We start from the raw sequence: 20875 nt of genomic DNA on the forward strand, positions 1-20875 counted from the left end.
GACCAAGAATGAAATTATTAGCAATTGTTGGTACAAATGCACCTTTCTCATATAATCGTTTCTTAGCGCAATTTATTGCTAAGCATTACAGTGACAAGGCTGACATTGAAGTAAAAGAAATTGATCAGTTAACACCTTTCTGCAGAACGGAAATGGCTGATGACTCAATTAAGGCTTGGATTGAAGACATTAAGAGTGCTGACGGCATCGTTATTACGATCCCAGAATATGACCACACTGTTCCAGCTGCCCTGAAGAGTAGTCTTGAATGGCTTGGTTCACACGCTGGTCCAAATGTGATGAAGATGAAGCCAGTTGCTGTTCTTGGTGCGTCATTTGGCGGCCAAGGTTCTAGCCGTGCGCAAGAAGATATTCGTGAAATTTTACTTTCACCTGATATGAGCGCAAACGTTTTGCCAGGCAACGAAGTTTTGATTGGTCAAGCTCCAGCTAAGTTCAATAAGGAAACTGGTGAGTTGACCGATAATGCAACGATCAAGCAGATAGATGGTTTGATGGATGCTTTCATTAAATTTGTTGAGCAAGCAAACAAATAAATTTTTGCTAGTTTGACTAGCAGAGAGTAAAATAGCCGGATAGGAGAACTGTCCGGCTATTTTTGTTTTAGAAAGGATCTTGGCATGAGTGACCCTCTTGTTTTACCAGTGAAGTCTGTTCGCAACCCACGTGATCTAGGTGGCTACCGCGGCCTTAATGGCCGCAAAATCAAGCTGCACCGCTTGTTGCGGACCGGGAATATCAGCAGAATAAGCCCTGAAGACGAGCGCTATTTGCTTAATTACGGCTTGACCAAGATTATTGACCTGCGTTCTCCCGCAGAATGCCGCCAAAATCCAGATAAGGCGCTAGCGGGAGTTGACCACTATGCCTATCCTTTGTCAGTCGAAGATAATACGGGGGGTAATGGACTGGACGTGAGTGCTGAATTTGCCGAGTATCGCCGTGACCAGTATGCCGGTTTGCAGATGATGTGTCAGCGTTATCGCCAACACATTATTGCTGAAGCGTCTCAGGAAAATATGCATCGCATTATTAACTTGCTAGCCCAAACGAATAGCGGGGCAACTCTTTACCACTGTTCAGAAGGTAAGGATCGCACGGGTCTAGTGACCGTCATGCTTTTACATATTTTGGGCGTGGAGAGGGAAGAGATTAGGCGAGACTACCTTTATTCCAACTGGATGCTCAATGACTACCGGGCAGGACGTGATCAAAAGTTCAAGCAGGCTGGCGAAAACGACCGCTTCCGCGCCAATATGCGGGTTTTGGGGTCAGTAGCGAACGTCTTCTTAGATACCAGTCTGATTACTATCAATGAGAACTTTGGTGGACTTGACACGTATATTGTTAATCAGTTGCAGCTTAGTGAGCAAGTTCAGGAAGAACTAAGAGCCAATTATTTGGAGAAGTAGGAATAAACGGAAATGATTGAAAATTTAGCATTAGAGCAAAAAAGCGGCCAGCACCACGCTCTGGGTACGGATATTACCCTGCAGATCTTTGGTGCGCGCGATCAAAAAATCATCGACCAGTCTTTTGACTTAATTGATCATTACGAAGACCTCTTGACGGTCAATCGGGATAAGTCCGAGGTAATGAGCATCAACCATGCAGCCGGAAAAAAGGCGGTGCAAGTTTCGAGTGGCACCTACGACCTAGTTAAGTTAGCGGTGAATGAGAGCCGAGCCAACTTCGGCTTTAACGCGTTAATTGGTCCCGTCGTTAAGTTGTGGTCAATTGGCTTTAAAAATGCCCATGTACCTACAGCCGCACAAGTCAAGGAAAAGATGCAGCTCATTGACCCCTTCAAGGTTGAGTTAAACGATCAAAACCAGTCGGTCTGCTTGCAAGAACCGGGGATGGAACTTGATCTGGGCGGTATCGCCAAGGGTTGGATTGCCGACCGGATCCGTGACCTTTGGCAGGCTTATGGTGTGCACGCAGGCATTATCAACTTAGGCGGCAATATTTTGCTAGTAGGGGATTCACCTAAAAGAGCAAGTGGCCAGTGGACAATTGGTGTGCAAGACCCTAAAGAACCGCGCGGCAAAAACATTGCGTCCGTGATGGTGCCGCAATGTTCTGCCGTTACCAGTGGAACGTATGAACGTTATCTGGTTGTTGATGGGCACAAGTACCACCACCTGATCGACCCGCGTACTGGTTACCCAGTAGAAACTGACTTAGCGGGTGTAACCACCTTTACCAAGGATTCAGTTGAGGCCGAGATTGAGTGCAAACGTCTCTTTTTTGCGGGACATCCGCTGCCCCAGTGGCATGATGATCCTGATCGCATTGGTGCCGTTTTTGTTTATAATGATGAACACGTTGAATACGATAACTTTTAAAGGCTATTAGTGAAGGCTAGCTGGGCGGGATGAGCCGAGCTGGTCTTTTTTAGTAGTTGAAAAAGTTGAACTAGGATTGGCAAAAAACTGATGATTATCATGGGCGCATGGCTAGATAACTAAAACAGGAGTTGAACCTTTTAAATACTTTGTTAGTGAAAATTATTAGAAATCAGTGTCAATCATTTACGCAAGGTATCGAATGTAGCTTTTTGTAACGTATTATCATACTATAAATATCAAAATAATTAATATTAAATAAAAAAGCGTTTACATTATTGATGAAAAAATTTATTGTAAATGAAATATAAAATTTTGTTTAATGAATAGGAGTTGTTATCATGAATTTGTTAAGTTATAAAAAAGTGTGATTTTTCTTTTATATGTACTTTTATTATCAATTATTCAGCCTGTATTGTCATCAGCAAATGAGGTGAATGCGTCAAATGATATTCCAATTGATGAACAAGCGAAAAAAGCTTTTTTTGAGAGTAAAGAATATAAAAAGTTAAAAAATTTTAAAAAGTAGTGAACCAGAATATACTAAGCCTTTCTATGATGAAAATGGAAAACAAAATGGTGAGGCACTAGTTTTCTCTGCCAAAACAGCTACTACCAAAAAATTTAAAAAGAATCAAGTATCTGGAACTGTTACAGCTAATCTAGATTCTCCACTAGTAGCTATGTATGATTTGGTGGATCATAAAATAACTATGGTTACACTATTTGACTACTCAACTTCAGCTGCTAAAAAAGGACAAGTTAAAGTCACAGACTTTACTAATAATGTATCTGCTAAGGTACCAACAAAAAGTCTAAATACTAAAGCCGTAAAAATTGCTCAAGATTTAAATAAAGATGTAAAAAAGACGGTTGTCAATGCTACTGACCAAGTCAATGCCCCTGAAAACAGTAATCAAGTTAATAGTTCTGAAAATGATAATAAATTAGCGCCTAGGATATCAGTCTCATGTTCAGTATTTACGTGTACAAAGTATAAAAAATATGGTGGTAAAAATAAACCAGGCTGTGAGAGATTTATAAATAGATGGATTTGTCCGGCTATAACTGCAGGTGTTATTCTTTATGATAAGATTCCTAAGAGTGGTAAAGTGGCCTCGGCATTTTGTAATACAGTATTATCAATTGGTTGTTATGTTCCAAAGGGAAAAACTTGTATTGAAGGTCGGACGTACCGTGCAAATGTTTGTCCAATGCAAATGCAATAAAAACAATGAAGATTAACAATAAAAAAATTTTATTATTTATATTTGCTGTTATGTCACTTTTAATTGTGATGGTTTTCTATTTTAGACCGCAAAAAAGTAGCTTTGGTTCTAAAAGTACAATTCCTAAAAGTGCTGCAAGTTTTCACACAAATAATAAATTGTCTATGAATCAGTTAACCTCTATGTTGAATAAAAAAGCTACTTTTACTGTTATGTTTTATGAGACTTCCTGTCCACCATGTCAAAAAGAATTAAAAGATTTAAAAACAACAAATTATATCAAAAAGTTGTATCTTGTAAATTTGGATAAAACTGAAAATATTGACAATAAAAGCTTCAAGAAACTAAACATACAATATACTCCAACAATTTTGAAGATTTATAAAGGAAAAGTTGTTTATAGGCATGAAGGGTACGCTAGTATTTCACTATTGAAGAAAATAAGACTTGATGACTTTTCGGAATATAGAAAAAGGAATTCAATTACCACATTTTGGAAACCAATCAGTAGAAAGCGTTTTGATCTACTAAGAGCTAAAAAGAGTAGTTTTATAGTTTATCTTGGGAAATCTACCTGCAAGGATTGCCAATCATTTGAACGTAACTTACAAGAATATGATTTTAATTCGTATAAAAACAAGATTTATTATTTAAACATTACAAAGTATCTTTTTAATTCAAAGCTTGAATGGCAAAATTTTAAAAAAGACAATAAAATTGCTGGTATTCCGGCTTTTATATCATATAGAAGAGGAAAATATTTTTCTTCTTCCTCCTGGTCCATCAGTAATGGTTATAGTCCTGAAATTGCTCTTTCTTGGCTAAAAAAGCAAGGCTTAACGGATAAAGACAAATGAAAAACAAAGTAATAAGAGCTGTTTTGATATTAGCAAGTCCGATCTGGATATCTTTTTATAAACAAGGGCCATACGAATATTTAATATGGGCGATTAATGGCTATTTGATATCAATAATAGCAACGGCTTGGCTTGTGATAAAAGAAGATAATTTAATTAAGCAAATAGGTAATGATTTGCTATATTGTTTGATATTGCAAGGCCCAGCTATTGCTTTTGAAATCACCTACTTGATAAATTTGACTGATAAGCAACAAAACAATCCTTTATTGATATTATTTATTATTTTACTAAATATAATCTTTGTAATACTATTTGACTGCTTGATCCAACAAGTTGATTTTAAGAACATAATGAATAGGAAAGTATAAAGGCTTATTGAGTTAAAGCCAGCCCTCTAGATTGGATCCTAATCAATCTAGAGGGTTTTACGATGGTTAAATTTATTGTCGAATAAAAATCACGAGCGCTTAACTTGGATTAAAGAAGCTCCAGCATTAACTCTGTGACCCAAATAATTGGTTGCTATCTACCACGATATTTGGTTGGTGAAAGTCTTTTTCACATTATGAAGGTCTGAATACCCATCCCAATCAGAAGATCTTGTAGGCAGCTATGGAAAAGAAGCTCAAAAAACTAAAGACAGACATACATTAAAAGACCGCACATCGATTGAACATTGAAATACGGCCTTAGCGAAAATGAAATAATGTTAACGTCCAACTTTACGGGCTAGCTTCATTTGGGAGTTATTTTATTTTAAAACTTTATTTAATAGTTAGTGCTTTGTGGCAGAATTCTTTTTGAATAGTCGCTTTTGCTACCCAGGCAATAGCGCCGTGGTCGTATTTCATGTTTTTGCCACCAGTTCCAGCCCCGTCATTACGGGAATAGTAGAGTGGGTCATAGACCAGGAACTTACCCTGCTTGTAACCAGTGATTACCTTGCAGTGGTTGCGCTGGTTGTCACCGGCTTTTTGATAAGAAGAAAAGCCATAGTACAAAACGGGTTTACCGCCTTGAACATACATCTTCAAGTCATTGACAGTCAGCTTTTTGCTAGAGACGTTGATAATATTCTTCCCCTGCGGATAAGTCCGAGCATATTTAGCGAGGGCGCCGGGGCTAATCACGTAGCCAAAACCGATGCCGGTGTATACATTGCCCTTCTGCCCGCCTTTAGTTGGCTGCATTGGCAGGTGGTTTTGAATATTCTGAAGCAAACCAGTCGTGATTTTTTGGCCCTGCGATCCTAGCAGCATTGCCATTGCTGCCCCGGCACAGCCCCATGGCGCCTTAACTGGTGCATACTGGCTAACGTAAGGGGTATCAACTAACTTTGCCTGGTTAGGGGTAGCTACCGCATTTTTGTTGAGATAGCCAATGGCCGGACTGCCCTTTTTGTTAATCCAGTAATATTTTTTACCATTGTAAGTGAAGGTGCGGTTAACGTTGAAGGTTTGGTGGAAGTAGTCTTGGCTGGTTTTTTTACTGGCAAAGAAGCCCTGATAAATGCCGTAATTCTTTTTGACAATAGCTACTTGAAAAGTTTTGACTTTTTGGGCTTGCGGCAGGACTTGCTGCGTTCCAGCGGCGCCGGAATTATTAGTATCAGCTTTGACCACACTTGCGGTGCTAGCTGATAACCCTAGTACTAAAGCGGTCCCTAGTATAATAATTTTTTTAAAAACGTTTTTTTTCTCCACTTTTTCCTCCTCAGTTGCTTAGACTGTATTCATTACGAGGCTAGTTTACTACAAAAAAGAAAAAATAACGAATTTAAATAATTGTTCAGTTAAGGTTAATTCTTAAGCAGCAGTCCGGCTGATACTGAAGATACTGTTGAAAACGCCGTTAGACAGGCCCGGAGTGCTGTAAATGATGAAACGCAAGAAGGAAGAATCTAGTGTCTGTTGGATGAACCAGGCGTTTTCTAAAGCATTGAGCATCGACAGGATGATGTAGACGAAGAAGTAGCTGGCAAAAAAGGCGACAATAGCACCTAAAGTTCCATCCAAAATAGTCCCAAAGCTGGAGCGCGGCTTGCGGGCGGGCAGCCAACTCTTAAAGATTTTGCTAATCATTTTACCTAAAAATAAAATAACGAAGAAAGCTAAAAAACGGAAAATCATTAAATTGGTGCCCGATGGCAGTGTTGTCTGGACGTCTTGGCCAGTTACTTGGCTATAAAGAAAGTTACCGACCGGATTTTGGAAGAGGATGGCAGCAATGAAAATAATTGCTGCAAAAATCAAATTGGTAATTAGTCTGGTAAAACCTGTTTGGTAACCTCGATAAGTTTTTAAGGTCAGGTAGGCGATGACAATTAACGTAACAATCATGTTTTTCTCCTTTGACGATATTATAGCGTATTTTGGATATTTAGACTTTGACGGCAGTCAAAAAATATTTCATAATTAAAGAGATGTAATGGCTTTACAATAAGCCATTTTTAGCGTTAAATTGAAAGAGTGTGAAACAAGGTTTCACGGGTGAAAAATGAATCCTGAAGATTTTGTCCAAGAATTGTCAAAGCGTAATTTTAAGTTATCTGAACCACAAATCAAGCAATTTAACCAATACTTTACCAGTCTCTTGCTGGCCAACAAGCAGGTTAACCTCACGCGGATAACGGCTAAGGACGATGTTTACCTCAAGCATTTTTTTGATAGCCTCACACCGCTATTCACCTTTGGGTCAGTCTTTGAACCTGACAGTACGCTATGTGATGTTGGTGCTGGTGCTGGCTTTCCATCAATTCCGCTTAAATTATTGCGGCCAGATCTTAAGGTAACTATTGTTGATTCATTGGGCAAGCGACTGCACTTTTTACAGGACCTGGTTGACCAACTAGGGTTAACCGATGTCAAGCTAGTTCATGGCCGTGCTGAAGATGTTGGTCAAAATCCGACCTACCGTGAACAGTTTGATCTGGTGACGGCGCGCGCAGTAGCTAACATGGCGGTTTTAAGTGAATATTGTTTACCGTTAGTTAAGCTAAAGGGCAATCTGTTGGCCCTTAAAGGACCGAAGGCGGCCAGTGAATTAACTGAAGCGCAAAAGGCAATTACCGTGTTAGGTGGACAAATGCGACAGCAGGAGGAATTACGTTTACCCGGCAGTGAGGAGGAGCGAACTTTGATTTTAATCCGAAAAGTTAAGCCGACACCGAAGAAGTACCCCCGGCAAGCAGGAACGCCACACCGTAAACCGATTCATTAATACAGAAGGAGAAGCAATATGTCATTATTTTCTTCTTTACGGCACCATGAAGAAATTCCTCAAGATAAACAAATTAAAGAACTTGAACTGAGCAAGATCAAGCCCAATACTTATCAGCCGCGGCGGGTATTCTCAGATGAATCAATCCGTGAGTTAGCGTCGACGATTGACAAGGAAGGGCTCTTGCAACCGATTGTGGTTCGCGAAAAGGGCGAGAATTACGAAATTATTGCTGGTGAACGCCGCTTCCGTGCCGTCCAACACTTAGCCTGGCCACGAATTCCGGCAATCATTAACAACATGAATGATAGTCAGGCGGCCTCACTAGCGCTAATTGAAAACCTGCAACGGGAAAACCTTAACCCAATTGATGAAGCGCAGGCCTATAACAATTTGATGAAGTTGAATAATTTGACACAGACTGCGTTGGCGCAAAACATCGGCAAGTCGCAGTCATATGTGGCCAATAAGTTACGACTGCTAAAGTTAACGCCTAAGGTACAAAGTTATCTAGCAAGCGGAGAGATTTCAGCGCGGCACGGACGCTGTCTGGTTGGCTTAAGTGAGAAAGACCAGGGGCGCGTTTTGGATGAAATTCTAGCTAATAATCTGAATGTCAATGATACCGAAAAGATCGTTAAGGACATTGATGGCTATTTTGCAGAACAAGAAGCAGCAGCAACAAAACCTAAAGATCGCACTAAACGGGCGGTCAATCGCATTCCCAAGGACTTAAAAGTTCAAATCAACACCATTAAGCGGGCTGTTGAACTAGCCAAAGAATCAGGAATTAAGGTCAAAGTGAAAGAGAATAATAGTTCAGATGACTATACCATCACAATTGAACTAAAGAGAAAGTAGGAAGGCATGGAGAATATGGTAAATGTAATTTCGGTTGCTAACCAAAAAGGCGGTGTCGGAAAGACAACGACCACTATTAACTTGGCCGCGTCGATTGCTAATCGCGGCTACCGCGTACTAATTGTTGATATTGACCCACAAGGTAATGCAACTTCGGGACTAGGAATTGAAAAGGCAGAGATTAATCAGGACGTCTATAGTGTTTTAATTGATAGTGTGCCACTGAAAGATACGATTTTTCACACCACAACTAACCGATTGGACCTAGTTCCGGCAACGATTAACTTGTCGGGGGCGGAAACGGAATTAATTAGCATGATGGCCCGTGAAACGCGACTTAAGTCGGCCCTTGATACGGTCAGCACAGATTATGACTTTATCTTTATTGACTGTCCACCTTCCCTAGGCCAGTTATCAATCAATGCCTTTACTGCTTCAGATGCGATTTTGATTCCAGTTCAAAGTGAGTATTATGCTATGGAGGGTTTGAGCCAGCTGCTCAATACCATTCGTTTGGTCCAAAAGCACTTTAACAAGGATCTGGGCGTTGAAGGGGTCTTAATGACCATGCTAGATGCACGCACAAATCTGGGTGCTGAAGTAGTTAAGGAAGTGCGGTCATACTTTCCTAACAAGGTTTACAAGACCATCATTCCGCGCATCACTAAACTCGCCGAAGCGCCAAGTTATGGCGAGACGATTACCGAATATGCACCCAATTCACGTGGTGCTGAAGTATACGATGATTTGGCTAAGGAGGTATTGAAGAACCATGGCAAGAGACTCAAGAAGTAATGACACAAAGAAAAAGGGTGGCTTAGGACGAGGCATTGAAGCTCTCTTTGAGGATGAACCACAGGTTGAAGAAGCTGAAGAAGAAATTCAGGACCTTGCCCTCGATGATATCCGCCCCAATCCCTATCAGCCCCGAAAAACTTTTGATGATAAGGCACTCAAAGAATTATCCGACTCAATTAAGGAAAATGGGGTCTTTCAGCCGATAATTGTACGTAAGTCGGTTAATGGCTACGAAATTATTGCGGGTGAGCGGCGTTACCGAGCCTCCAGAATGGCTCAAAAAACTACGGTGCCTGCAATTGTGCGCGATTTTAGCGAAAGCCAAATGATGGAGATCGCGGTGCTAGAAAACTTGCAACGTGAAGACTTGACTCCGCTAGAAGAGGCGCAGGCTTATGAGATGCTGCAAAAGAATTTAGGCTTGACCCAGGAGGAAGTTTCTAAGCGGATGGGTAAGTCGCGGCCATACATTGCTAACTACTTGCGCCTGCTCACTTTGCCAAGTAAAACCAAGCACCTTTTGCAACATGGTGAATTGTCGATGGGACAGGCTAGAACTTTGTTAGGTCTGAAGAACAAGGACAAAATTGATGATGTGGCTAAGCAGGTGGTTAAGGAAGGAATGCCGGTGCGTAAAGTCGAAGCACTGGTAGCTAGTCTTAATTCCAAGAAGCCACAGAAAAAGAGCACACACAAGTCTGCTTTTATTCGTGCTAGCGAACACCAATTAGCTGATAAACTAGGTTCAAGCGTTAATATCTCAGAAAATAAAACCGGTAGCGGCCGCCTTTCGGTCAGCTTCTCTTCGGTTGACGAATTGAACCGCATACTTGATATCATGGGTGTTGATCTCGATGAATAGGGACATAGTGTATGGTCTTGCGGATACCGTCTTGATGAAAAAACCACACGCCTGCAAGACTAACAACTGGGAAGTCTTACGTCTTGGTGCTGATATTCGGTTGAAGTGTATGGGCTGTGGCCGAATTGTAATGATGCCGCGGGCTAAGTTCACCCACAATTTTAAAAAAATACTGACTAAGGCCGATGATCCAGTTAACGGTAAAAATGAGTTTTACGTTGGCAAGGAAAATATTGTGCAAGCCAGTTTAAAACGAGCTAATGAGTAGTTTTTAGGGAAAAGAAGAGGATAAAGATGTCATTAACAGCTGGGATTGTCGGCTTACCTAACGTTGGTAAGTCAACTTTATTTAATGCAATAACCAAGGCCGGGGCCGAAATGGCCAACTATCCATTTGCAACCATTGAACCTAATGTTGGCATGGTTGAGGTACCGGACCAGCGCTTGAGCCGGATTCAAGCGCTCGTTCCGGCCAAAAAAATTGTGCATACGACCTTTGAATTTACCGATATTGCAGGTTTGGTCAAGGGTGCCTCCAAGGGTGAGGGGCTAGGGAATAAGTTCCTCGAAAATATCCGCCAAACTGATGCGATTATTCATGTGGTGCGTGCCTTTGATGATGACAATATTACCTCGGTTACTGGTAAGGTCGATCCGGAAGAAGATATTAATACGATCAACTTGGAACTGACGATTGCTGATCTTGACGCCGTTAACCGCCGTATTAATAAGGTTAAAAAGATTGCCCAGCAAAACGACAAGGAGGCCAAGGCGGAATACAGCGTCTTGGAAAAGATTAGGCCGGTTTTAGAGGAAGGCAAGGCGGTCAGGTCAGTTACCTTTACTGAGGATGAACAAAAAATTGTCGACGGGCTCTTTCTACTGACGGCTAAGCCAGTAATTTATGTAGCCAATATTGCAGAAACGGCAATGGCAGATCCTGAAGGTGACCAATACTACCAAATTGTCAAACAGCATGCAGCTAGTGAGCATGCTAGCTGTCTCGGTATTTCGGCAGCTACTGAAGAAGAGATTGCTGGTCTTGATGACGACGAGAGAGCAGAGTTTTTAGAAGCAGAGGGCGTGTCCGAATCCGGTCTTGATCGGTTGATTAGGGCAGCATATCACCTCTTGGGTCTGCGCACCTTCTTCACGGCTGGTGGACCGGAGACCCGGGCTTGGACCTTCCACGAAGGGATGAAGGCCCCACAAGTTGCTGGGGTCATCCACTCCGATTTTGAGCGTGGCTTTATTCGGGCGGAAGTTGTTTCCTTTGCAGATTTGGATCAGTATGAAACTATGCAAAAGGTCAAGGAAGCCGGCAGATTACGCCTTGAAGGTAAGGACTACGAGGTTCAAGACGGCGACATTATTGAATTTAGGTTTAACGTTTAGGGAGAGATAATGGCTGAACAGAAAAACGAACAAGAAGCAAAGGTCGATAATAACAAACAGGAAAAACTGAAAGAAAAAGTCGCCAGTCATAACCAAGAGGAGGAAATCCGGCAAATGACGCCTGCTGATTTACGTAAGCAGTTGTCCAATAAGAATGCCGATTATATTTTTCGTTTACAAAAGGAGTTAGAAGAGCAGGGGCAGCTAAGCGTTGAAGAGGCCACTGGCCGAGTAGACGCACTGTTACCAGACCTGCTAATCGCCCAACGCCGCGGTCAACCAGCGAGCACCTACTACAATATGTCGCCTAAGCTAAAGGCGGCTGATCTGTTAATGCCAAAGAAAAAGACGGCAGCCGATATTCCTTTCTGGCAGTATGCGGTTGATAGTGCCCTGCTATATGTGGCAATCTTTGTCGGGATTTTTGGGGTAATTGGTCTTTTTCAACCTAATGCCAAGGAAAATCCGCAAATGGGAATTACGACTCTGGTGATTGTTGGGGCCGTGATGGGTGTCTTTATGACCAAGTACAATGAATGGGTTCTACCAGCTGGTAGTAAAAATAAAAAAATCCCTTGGTCTAAGTTACTGCTGGGCATGGGCGGAATGATCCTGATTTTATTGGCTTGCTTCAGCATTCTCTCACTGCCAGCCTTGCGGGTAATTAATCCCATCTTACCAGGTACAGTTAACGTGGTCATTGCGGCTGTAGCCTACGGAATTCGGTGGTATTTTCGCCGGCACTACGAGATTGTGGGCTCGGTTTTCACGCCATCGTCGAGAAGCAAATAAAGTGTTTTTTGTCAAGAGGAGCGTTATACTTAAATAACTATATTTTAAAAAGGATAAATAAATTTAACAAAATTTATTTATCCTTTTTATGAGCATTGCAAACAGTAAAATGAACTTCATTTGACTTACATAGAAAGAGGTATTTAATGATTAGCACACTGCGTAAATCGATTAGGCAGTATAAGAAATTATCATTGTTGTCGCCATTACTAGTTATAGGTGAAGTTATCATTGAAATGTTAATTCCTTATTTGGTTGGTGTTTTGATTGATAACGGAATTATGAAGGGCGACATGCCCTACATTATGAAATCGGGCCTAATTCTGCTGGTGATTACCATCGTTTCACTTGTTTTGGGTGCTGCTGCCAGTTATGTTTCGGCTCACGCTGCTGCAGGTTTTGCAGCCAATCTGCGCAAGGACATGTTTTACCGGGTCCAGGATTATTCCTTTGAGAATATCGATCGGTTTTCTAGCGCCAGTCTAGTAACGAGAATGACGACTGATGTTTCCAACGTTCAGATGGCCTACCAAATTCTTATCAGAATTGCGGTGCGTGCACCAATGATGTTGATTGTCTCGGTAATTATGTCGCTCATTATCAGTCCACGTCTTTCTTTGATTTTTGTGGTTTTGGCTCCTATTTTTGTCTTGCTGATGGCGGTAATTATTAAGGCTGCCAGTCCTTACTTCCCGAAGATCTTTAAGGGTTATGACCGCATGAATCAGGTTGTCCGTGAGAACATTCGCGGCATTCGTGAGGTTAAGACTTACGTTCAGGAAGATGCCCAAACGACCAAGTTTAAGAAGTCATCGGGTTTTATCTACAAGTTGTTTTCAACTGCCCAAAAAATCATGTCACTTAACGCGATGGTTGTTATGGCCATCTTGAATATTTCCAACTTGGCCATTTGTTGGTTTGGCGCTAAGGAAATCGTCGGTGGCAGCCTGCAGACCGGTCAGTTGATTTCCATGTTTTCATATTCAAATTCGGTTTTAAACAGTTTGAACATTTTAGCGATGATCTTCACGCAATTGGTTATTTCGACCGCTAGTGGTCACAGAATTGCTGATGTAATTACTGAAAAGCCATCAATTGTGAATCCGCGCAAGCCGCTTGAACATGTTACTAATGGTGAAGTGATTTTTGATCATGTTAACTTTAAGTATGATCCCGCTGACAAGAATCTGGCCTTAAGCGACATTAATTTGAATATTAAGCCAGGAGAAACGCTGGGAATAATAGGACGAACTGGTTCTTCCAAGTCGACACTGGTAGCAATGATTCCGCGCCTTTATGACACTGATTCTGGGGCAGTGAGAGTTTCAGGTCATAATGTTAAGTCCTATGACTTGAAGACGCTGCGTGATAATGTGGCGATGGTTTTGCAGAACAATGTGTTGTTTTCCGGTACAATTAAGGAAAACTTGAAGTGGGGTAATGAAAATGCGACTGATGAACAGGTCATTGCCGCTGCTAAGATTGCCCATGCTGACGACTTTATTCGTGAGATGCCCGACCAGTATGAAACAATGGTTGAACAGGGCGGAACGAACGTTTCCGGCGGACAAAAGCAACGCATTACCATTGCTCGCGCTTTGCTCAAGAACCCGAAAATTTTGATTTTGGATGATTCGACTTCTGCCGTTGATACTCACACTGAACGAGAAATCCGTGAGTCTCTTGCCCAGGACATGCCGGATACGACCAAGATTATTATTTCGCAACGAATTGTTTCGATTAAGGATGCTGATCGCATCGTTGTTATGGATGAGGGTAAGATTCAGGATGTTGGTACGCATGATGAATTGATGAAGCGTAATGATTTGTACAGTTCAATTGCCAAGTTCCAAGAAGAGCAGAAGAAGTAGGTGATGGATTTGGATAAAGCAGCAGAAAACAAGAATACTAATATGAAGGGCCACCGTACCACTACTTTAATGCGGTTGCTCAAGCTGATAGCAAGCACTAGTCCGTGGATGCTAGTGGTTTCGCTGGTAGCAATTGTGCTAACCGCGGCAGCAACCGTGGCTGGCTCGCTATTTATTGAGCGGCTGATTAATGACTACATTATTCCTTTGACTAAGCAGGCTCAACCAAACTTTGGTCCATTATGGCATGCCATCACGATTATGTTTGGCTTTTATGCCATTGGCTTTATTGCCAATTACCTCTTTGCGATGCTAATGGCGGTTTTGGCCCAGAAGGTGCAATATCGGGTGCGTAATGAGATGTTCGAACACATGGAGAAATTGCCGATTGCCTACTTTGACGGCAATGATTACGGTGATATCATGAGCCGCTATACTAACGACATCGACACCCTAATGCAGATGATTTCGCAGTCAATTCCTCAGTTTTTGAACTCAACCTTGAATGTAGTCTTTGCCCTGGGAGCAATGTTAAGTCTTAGCTGGCAGCTAACCATCTTCACCTTAATTATTTTTGCACTTTCAATTGGCGTGGTTCGTTTCCTGACTACTCGCTCGTCACACTACTTTCAGTTGCAACAAAAGGAATTGGGGCAAGTTAACGGTTATAACGAAGAGATGCTTAATGGGTTAAAGGTCATTAAGGTCTTCAGCCATGAACCAGAAGTTGAAAAAAACTTTGATGTGTACAACCAGGCCTTAGAAGATGCAGCCGGTAAGGCCAACACTTATGCGACAATCCTATTTCCGATTATGGGCAACATGGGTAACCTGCTCTACGTTTTGATTGCAGTCTTAGGCGGAGCAGTTGCAATTAACCACATTGCACCACTGTCACTGGGGGTAATTGGGGCCTTCTTGCAGTTGTCTAAGCAATTTACCATGCCAATTGCCCAGATTTCCCAACAGTTGAACTCAATTGTCATGGCTCTGGCTGGTGCTAAGCGTATTTTTGATTTGGAAGACCAGGCGGTTGAAGTCGATGACGGAGATGTGACTATCGCCAAGGATGAGAATGTCAAGGGCACGTGGCATTGGAATGTCCCGCAAGCAGACGGAACTATGCAGAAAATTACGGTTAAGGGCCATATTGTCTTTGACCAGGTAAATTTTGGTTATTCGCCTAAAAAGCAGATTCTTTATGATATTTCGCTCGATGCTAAGCCAGGCATGAAGGTTGCTCTAGTCGGTGAGACTGGAGCCGGGAAGACAACCATTTCTAATATGATTAACCGCTTCTATGAGATTAATTCGGGAACCATCACTTACGATGGTATTCCGATTAAGCGGATTAAAAAAGATGATTTACGTCGTTCTCTATCAATTGTTCTGCAGGACACGCATATGTTTACGGGCACAGTGATGGACAATATTCGTTTTGGTAACACAGAAGCTAGTGACGATGAAGTATATCAAGCAGCTCACCTATCACATGCAGATGAATTCATCCATCACCTGGACGAGGGCTACAAAACCATTATTGATGGTAATGGTGGCGATCTCTCCCAGGGCCAGATGCAGTTGCTAAGTATTGCCCGGGCAATGATTGCGGATGAACCGGTGATGATTTTGGATGAAGCTACTTCAAGTATCGACACGCAAACTGAAAAGTTGGTTCAGGCCGGCATGGACAACCTTTTGGCAGGGCGCACGAGCTTTGTGATTGCCCACCGCTTGTCGACGATTGTTAACTCTGACTTAATTCTAGTTCTTGACCATGGTCATATTATCGAGGCTGGTAACCACGATGAACTGCTTAAGGAGCAGGGCTACTACTACGAATTATATACTGGCAAAAAAGAAATTGAATAATTTTAATAAAGATCTGACACTCATTATGGGTATCAGATCTTTTGTTTATAGCTAAGTCAAGGATATGTTTCGTACTTAAAGGTGGAAATTTTAATCATTATAGTAATAAAAAATATGTTATAGTAAGTCAACCTAATTATACTGATTAATTACAGATAACAGTAGCACTTTTTAAAAGTTATGCTCCAAAAAGTACGAGGGAATTTATCAATGAATCAAATACTGCAAATAATGAACGAACGGAAGGGTGAATTGGGTGTTGCTTTACTGCAACACTTACAGATATCACTGGCATCACTGCTAGTTGCAATGATAATAGCAATGCCGTTGGCCTTTTGGGCGGTAAAGCATACCAAGTCGGCGGAGTTTCTTTTGCAAGTTGCCAGTATTTTGCAGACCATTCCGTCTTTAGCTCTTTTGGGTCTACTCATCCCTCTGGTTGGGATTGGGACCGTTCCGGCAGTAATTGCACTTGTCGTATACGCTCTACTACCAGTTTTTCAAAACACCTACCTGGGATTGACCGGAATAGATCCTGCTCTTGAAGAAGCAGCGGAAGCATTCGGTATGCCCCGTATGCAGAGACTGGTCAAAGTTGAATTACCACTGGCAATGCCAACAATTGTTTCTGGCATTAGAACTGCCTTGGTTCTAATCATAGGAACTGCGACAATGGCAGCCTTAATTGGAGCAGGTGGCTTGGGAAGTTTCATTTTGCTCGGAATAGATCGAAATAATACGGCCTTAATTATTATTGGTGCGGTTTGTTCTGGGCTCTTGGCAATAAGTCTGAGCGCCCTAATTAAGTGGCTTGAACATGCCTCAATTAAGGCCAGCCTGACTGTCCTCGCTATGAGTATCCTTTTTTTGGCGGGTAGTGGAATTTATGAGGCAGTTGCTGGCCAAAAAGAGACGATAACAATTGCTGGAAAGTTGGGTTCAGAACCGGAAATTTTAATTAATATGTACAAAGAGCTGATTGAGCAGAACGATGCGAATGTAAAAGTAGTTTTAAAGCCCAACTTTGGCAAAACCACTTTTTTGTATAGTGCTCTTAAAAATAACAAGATTGATCTCTATCCTGAGTTTACTGGGACAATTTTGGAGACCTTTGTTAAAAAGGAAACAAAGGCGGGTAAGCTAAATGAAAAGCAGACTTATGAGCTGGCCCGGACACTGATAGAAAAGCAGGATAAGCTGACTCTGCTTAAACCCATGGCTTATGATAATACCTATGCTTTGGCAGTAAAAAGATCATTTAAGACAAAATATCATATAGAAAAAATCAGCGACCTAGCAATTATTGCCAATCAGTTAAAAGGTGGAATGACACTTGAATTTATTGATCGGAGTGATGGCTTTAAAGGAATTAAAAAGCGTTACGGACTTGACTTTCCTGTCAAATCAATGGAACCTGCATTGCGCTACCAGGCAATTCAGCAGAATAAGGTCAATATTGTTGATGCATATTCTACTGATAGTGAGTTGCAGCAGTATCATTTAAGTATCTTAAAAGACGATAAGCATAATTTTCCAGTATATCAAGGTGCACCACTGATGAATACGAATTTTGCCCGTAAACATCCGAAAATAGTACGAAGTCTAAATAAACTGGCAGGTAAAATCACGGAAGAGCAAATGCAAAAAATGAACTATGAGGTTAACGTCAAAAACGCAGAACCTGCTCAAGTGGCTCACCGCTTCTTAGTAAAACATAACTTGATTAAGGAGAATTAATGATGGCGACCGCAATTAAATTCGATCATGTTAAAAAGGCGTTTAATGGCAAGTTAGTAGTGAATGACTTTAATCTGGATATTCAACAGGGCGAATTATTTGTTTTAGTAGGAAATTCGGGTAGTGGAAAGACCACGTCGATTAAAATGATTAACCGGTTGGAAGATCCAAGTACAGGACAAATACTGGTTAATGATGTGCCTACTACTGCCTACGATTTGCAAAAATTACGGTGGAAAATCGGCTATGTGCTCCAACAAATTGCACTTTTTCCTAATATGACAGTTGCCCAAAACATTACACTTATTCCAGAAATCAAGAAAGAGCAAGGCGACTTAAAACGACTGGCTAAAGAATTACTGCAGGATGTAGGCTTAAATGGAAAGGATTATTTTGACCGATACCCGCATGAGTTGTCTGGTGGAGAACAGCAAAGAATCGGTATTCTACGTGCTATTGCTTCCAAACCGCCGATTGTGTTAATGGATGAGCCTTTTAGTGCTCTTGATCCGCTGTCTCGAACAAACTTGCAGAATTTAGTCATTGACCTGCATAAAGAGTTACATAATACGATTGTATTTGTCACTCATGATATGAATGAGGCTCTTAGGTTGGCGGATAGAATTGGCATTATGAAGGATGGGAACTTGTTACAGGTTGGGCGGCCGCAAGAACTTTTGCGCCACCCTGCAACCGAGTATGTACAAGAATTTTTCCGGGGATGCCTGGCCAACGATCTCTACCAAACGCCTTTACGTCAAGCAATTTTATTTACTGATCCAAAAGTGTATCCGCGAACGCCAGCAGCTGGCATGCCGGTTCTTAGTGATGACAGCAACTTTGAAAAATTATTGAATCTGCTGAGTCGTCGTGAAGAAGTTGGGGTTCAGGACCCAAATGGTGAATGTATGGGATATTTAGACCGAAGATGGGTGATAAAATACTTGAGTGAGATTAATGACTTTAGTTAAAGGATCTAAGCTGAACTGGAAGTCACTCTATTTTTTTATGAAAAGATAAAGTTATGACTGATTATTAGGTGTTTAGGTTTAAATCAGCTAAAATATTAGACAAAGATTCTGCTACACTATATTAGTAGAAATTAAGTTGAAAATAAGTTTAAAAAGAAGGGAATTTGCCCTATGAAAATTTTGGTTGTTGATGATGATAAAGAAATCGTTGAATTATTAAGTATATACCTTAAAAACGAGGGTTATACGCCAGTGGTTGCCTATAGTGGTAAGGAGGCTATTACTAAGCTGACGACCACGCCTGACATTTCGCTGATGATTCTGGATGTGATGATGCCAAGTATGAATGGGATTGACGTAATTAAGGAGGTCCGTAAGGATTCTGATATTCCGATTATTATTGTCTCAGCCAAAACTGGCGATATGGACAAGATTAAGGGTCTAATTACGGGCGCCGATGACTACGTCTCAAAACCCTTTAATCCACTTGAAGTGATGGCTCGGGTACGGTCCTTGCTCAGACGCAGTCAGAAACAGGTCAAGGACGATGAACCTGATGTCTTAGAAGTGGGGCCACTGGTCGTTAACCGCGATTCACACGAGGTTAAGACGATTGCCGGTCAAGACATTCAGTTGACGGCGTTAGAGTTTGGGATACTTTACCTGCTGGCTAGTCACCCTAACCGCGTCTTCTCAGCGGATGAAATTTTTGAACGAGTTTGGCAACAAGAATCGATTGTGTCGGCTAAGACGGTCATGGTCCACGTGTCACACTTACGAGATAAGATCCAAAAGGCGACAGATGGTGAGGATGTTATCCAGACTGTTTGGGGCGTTGGCTATAAAATTGAGGCTTAGCTAAATGAAAAAAGAACGGGTCAAGTTAACCGCAGCGGAAAAAAGCGAGTTATTTGCCGAAGGGGTCATTACGGTGGTCCTCTTGTTACTACTCAATTTATCGGTTGTCATTCTGATTAATTTGACTATTCTCCAAAACAAGAACTTGGTTAATGGCATCTATTTTTTAAAGAAGACCATTACCTTTGCCGGTGGCCGCCATTTGTGGTCCTGGCAAAACACGTTTTTGATTATTATGGGTATTGGGGATTCGATTGTACTTTGCTGGCGCCTGATTCGACGCTACCACCAGATGCAGCTGCGCCATGTTATTTCTGAACTTCACTATATCGCTCAAGGGCACTTTGACCACAAGATTTCGTTTAGAGTAAAAACCGACTTGCAAAAAGTGATTGATTCAATTAATTCACTGGTCAGCAGTACGGTCAATGCTATTGAAGAGGAACGGACAATTGAAAAGTCCAAGGACGAATTAATCAGCAATGTATCGCACGATATCAGAACACCGCTAACGTCGATTATTGGCTATTTAGGCTTGTTAAAGTCGGGTGTGGCTGATCCTGAAGATCAACAGCGTTACCTCAATATCGCCTTTACCAAAGCAGAACAGATGAAGGCACTGGCTCATGACCTACTTGAATATACGACACTTAAGTCGACTACGACTGAGTTGAACTTATCCACTTTGCATATTTTTTCCATGCTGGAACAGGTGGCTGCCGGGTTTGAAATCGAGGCTGAAGAAAAGAACATTGAGTTTAATATTGAAACCAGACCCAAGGAGTTGACAATTCAAGCTGATCCAGAAAAACTTGTTCGCATCTATAATAACCTGATTAGCAATGCCTTGAAGTATGGTACCGGTGCAAGTCAGATCAACCTAATTGCCAACTTGGTCAACAATAATGAAGTGGAATTGCGGGTAGAAAATAACGGGGCCCAAATTCCGGCCGCATCCTTGAAAAAAATCTTTGAACGCTTTTATCGGGTGGAAACTTCGCGCAATACAGAAACAGGTGGGACTGGGTTGGGCCTATCGATTACTAAGAGTATTGTCGACTTACATCATGGCAAAATCCGTTGTGAATCAGATCCGGATTGGACCAAGTTCATTATTAGTTTGCCGCTAGACCCAAAGAATACTAACACGGTAGCCTAGCTGTGTTATAATTTTGACTGAG

Annotated in this window: 21 protein-coding genes; 19 read left to right on the forward strand and 2 right to left on the reverse strand. The window is 41.7% G+C overall.

Annotated elements, in window-relative coordinates; all coding sequences use genetic code 11:
• Nucleotides 1-8 precede the first annotated feature (8 nt).
• The 6 genes from R8389_RS01040 to R8389_RS01065 all read left to right on the forward strand — a co-directional run bounded on the left by R8389_RS01040 (nt 9) and on the right by R8389_RS01065 (nt 4826).
• A complete protein-coding gene (locus R8389_RS01040; RefSeq protein ID WP_317637667.1) occupies nt 9-557 on the forward strand; it encodes an NADPH-dependent FMN reductase in 549 nt (182 codons plus the stop codon).
• 84 nt (nt 558-641) lie between these two features.
• Complete coding sequence (locus R8389_RS01045; RefSeq protein ID WP_317637668.1) at nt 642-1433, forward strand: tyrosine-protein phosphatase; 792 nt, start codon at nt 642-644, stop codon at nt 1431-1433.
• Between the two features lie 12 nt (nt 1434-1445).
• The gene (locus tag R8389_RS01050; protein ID WP_317637669.1) at nt 1446-2369 is read left to right on the forward strand and encodes an FAD:protein FMN transferase; all 924 of its coding nucleotides are present in this window, start codon (nt 1446-1448) and stop codon (nt 2367-2369) included.
• A 713-nt stretch (nt 2370-3082) separates the two neighbouring features.
• Nucleotides 3083-3598 (forward strand): hypothetical protein, encoded by a 516-nt coding sequence (locus R8389_RS01055; RefSeq protein WP_317637670.1) that lies wholly within the window; start codon nt 3083-3085, stop codon nt 3596-3598.
• Between the two features lie 5 nt (nt 3599-3603).
• On the forward strand, nt 3604-4455 hold the full coding sequence (locus R8389_RS01060; protein WP_317637671.1) for a thioredoxin family protein: 852 nt from the start codon (nt 3604-3606) through the stop codon (nt 4453-4455).
• Nucleotides 4452-4826: a hypothetical protein gene (locus tag R8389_RS01065; RefSeq protein WP_317637672.1), complete on the forward strand. Its 375-nt coding sequence runs from the start codon at nt 4452-4454 to the stop codon at nt 4824-4826. The genes R8389_RS01060 and R8389_RS01065 overlap by 4 nt, the downstream gene beginning before the upstream one ends.
• 396 nt (nt 4827-5222) lie before the next feature.
• Here R8389_RS01065 and R8389_RS01070 read toward each other — a convergent pair whose 3' ends face one another.
• Both R8389_RS01070 and R8389_RS01075 read right to left on the reverse strand, forming a co-directional pair.
• On the reverse strand, nt 5223-6161 hold the full coding sequence (locus R8389_RS01070; protein WP_317637673.1) for a C39 family peptidase: 939 nt from the start codon (nt 6159-6161) through the stop codon (nt 5223-5225).
• A 102-nt stretch (nt 6162-6263) separates the two neighbouring features.
• Nucleotides 6264-6797: a CvpA family protein gene (locus R8389_RS01075; RefSeq protein ID WP_317637674.1), complete on the reverse strand. Its 534-nt coding sequence runs from the start codon at nt 6795-6797 to the stop codon at nt 6264-6266.
• Nucleotides 6798-6954: 157 nt separating this feature from the next.
• Between R8389_RS01075 and rsmG the strand changes: the two genes are divergently transcribed.
• From rsmG to R8389_RS01140, 13 genes are all read left to right on the forward strand, one after another.
• A complete protein-coding gene (rsmG, locus tag R8389_RS01080; protein WP_317637675.1) occupies nt 6955-7677 on the forward strand; it encodes a 16S rRNA (guanine(527)-N(7))-methyltransferase RsmG in 723 nt (240 codons plus the stop codon).
• Between the two features lie 18 nt (nt 7678-7695).
• Nucleotides 7696-8538, forward strand: a complete 843-nt coding sequence (gene noc, locus R8389_RS01085; protein WP_317637676.1) for a nucleoid occlusion protein — start codon at nt 7696-7698, stop codon at nt 8536-8538.
• A gap of 15 nt (nt 8539-8553) precedes the next feature.
• Nucleotides 8554-9333 (forward strand): ParA family protein, encoded by a 780-nt coding sequence (locus R8389_RS01090; protein ID WP_317637677.1) that lies wholly within the window; start codon nt 8554-8556, stop codon nt 9331-9333.
• Nucleotides 9311-10198 (forward strand): ParB/RepB/Spo0J family partition protein, encoded by an 888-nt coding sequence (locus R8389_RS01095; RefSeq protein ID WP_317637678.1) that lies wholly within the window; start codon nt 9311-9313, stop codon nt 10196-10198. Before R8389_RS01090 ends, R8389_RS01095 begins: the two co-directional genes overlap by 23 nt.
• The gene (locus R8389_RS01100) at nt 10191-10466 is read left to right on the forward strand and encodes a DUF951 domain-containing protein (RefSeq protein ID WP_317637679.1); all 276 of its coding nucleotides are present in this window, start codon (nt 10191-10193) and stop codon (nt 10464-10466) included. Before R8389_RS01095 ends, R8389_RS01100 begins: the two co-directional genes overlap by 8 nt.
• Before the next feature lie 26 nt (nt 10467-10492).
• On the forward strand, nt 10493-11593 hold the full coding sequence (ychF, locus tag R8389_RS01105) for a redox-regulated ATPase YchF (RefSeq protein ID WP_317637680.1): 1101 nt from the start codon (nt 10493-10495) through the stop codon (nt 11591-11593).
• Nucleotides 11594-11602: 9 nt separating this feature from the next.
• The gene (locus R8389_RS01110) at nt 11603-12385 is read left to right on the forward strand and encodes a DUF1129 family protein (protein ID WP_317637681.1); all 783 of its coding nucleotides are present in this window, start codon (nt 11603-11605) and stop codon (nt 12383-12385) included.
• A 146-nt stretch (nt 12386-12531) separates the two neighbouring features.
• Nucleotides 12532-14256: an ABC transporter ATP-binding protein gene (locus tag R8389_RS01115; RefSeq protein ID WP_317637682.1), complete on the forward strand. Its 1725-nt coding sequence runs from the start codon at nt 12532-12534 to the stop codon at nt 14254-14256.
• 3 nt (nt 14257-14259) lie between these two features.
• Entirely contained in the window at nt 14260-16128 is a 1869-nt protein-coding gene (locus R8389_RS01120; RefSeq protein WP_425604641.1) for an ABC transporter ATP-binding protein, read from the forward strand.
• Between the two features lie 210 nt (nt 16129-16338).
• Nucleotides 16339-17865 carry an ABC transporter permease/substrate-binding protein gene (locus R8389_RS01125; RefSeq protein ID WP_317637683.1) on the forward strand — a complete coding sequence of 509 codons (1527 nt, stop codon included), beginning with the start codon at nt 16339-16341 and terminating at the stop codon, nt 17863-17865.
• A 2-nt stretch (nt 17866-17867) separates the two neighbouring features.
• Entirely contained in the window at nt 17868-18836 is a 969-nt protein-coding gene (locus R8389_RS01130; protein ID WP_317638221.1) for an ABC transporter ATP-binding protein, read from the forward strand.
• Between the two features lie 171 nt (nt 18837-19007).
• Nucleotides 19008-19694 (forward strand): response regulator transcription factor CroR, encoded by a 687-nt coding sequence (gene croR / locus R8389_RS01135; RefSeq protein ID WP_317637684.1) that lies wholly within the window; start codon nt 19008-19010, stop codon nt 19692-19694.
• A gap of 4 nt (nt 19695-19698) precedes the next feature.
• A complete protein-coding gene (locus R8389_RS01140; protein ID WP_317637685.1) occupies nt 19699-20853 on the forward strand; it encodes a sensor histidine kinase in 1155 nt (384 codons plus the stop codon).
• Nucleotides 20854-20875: the final 22 nt, after the last annotated feature.

Origin of the sequence: Lactobacillus xylocopicola (assembly GCF_033096005.1) — a bacterium.
Lineage (GTDB): Bacteria > Bacillota > Bacilli > Lactobacillales > Lactobacillaceae > Lactobacillus > Lactobacillus xylocopicola.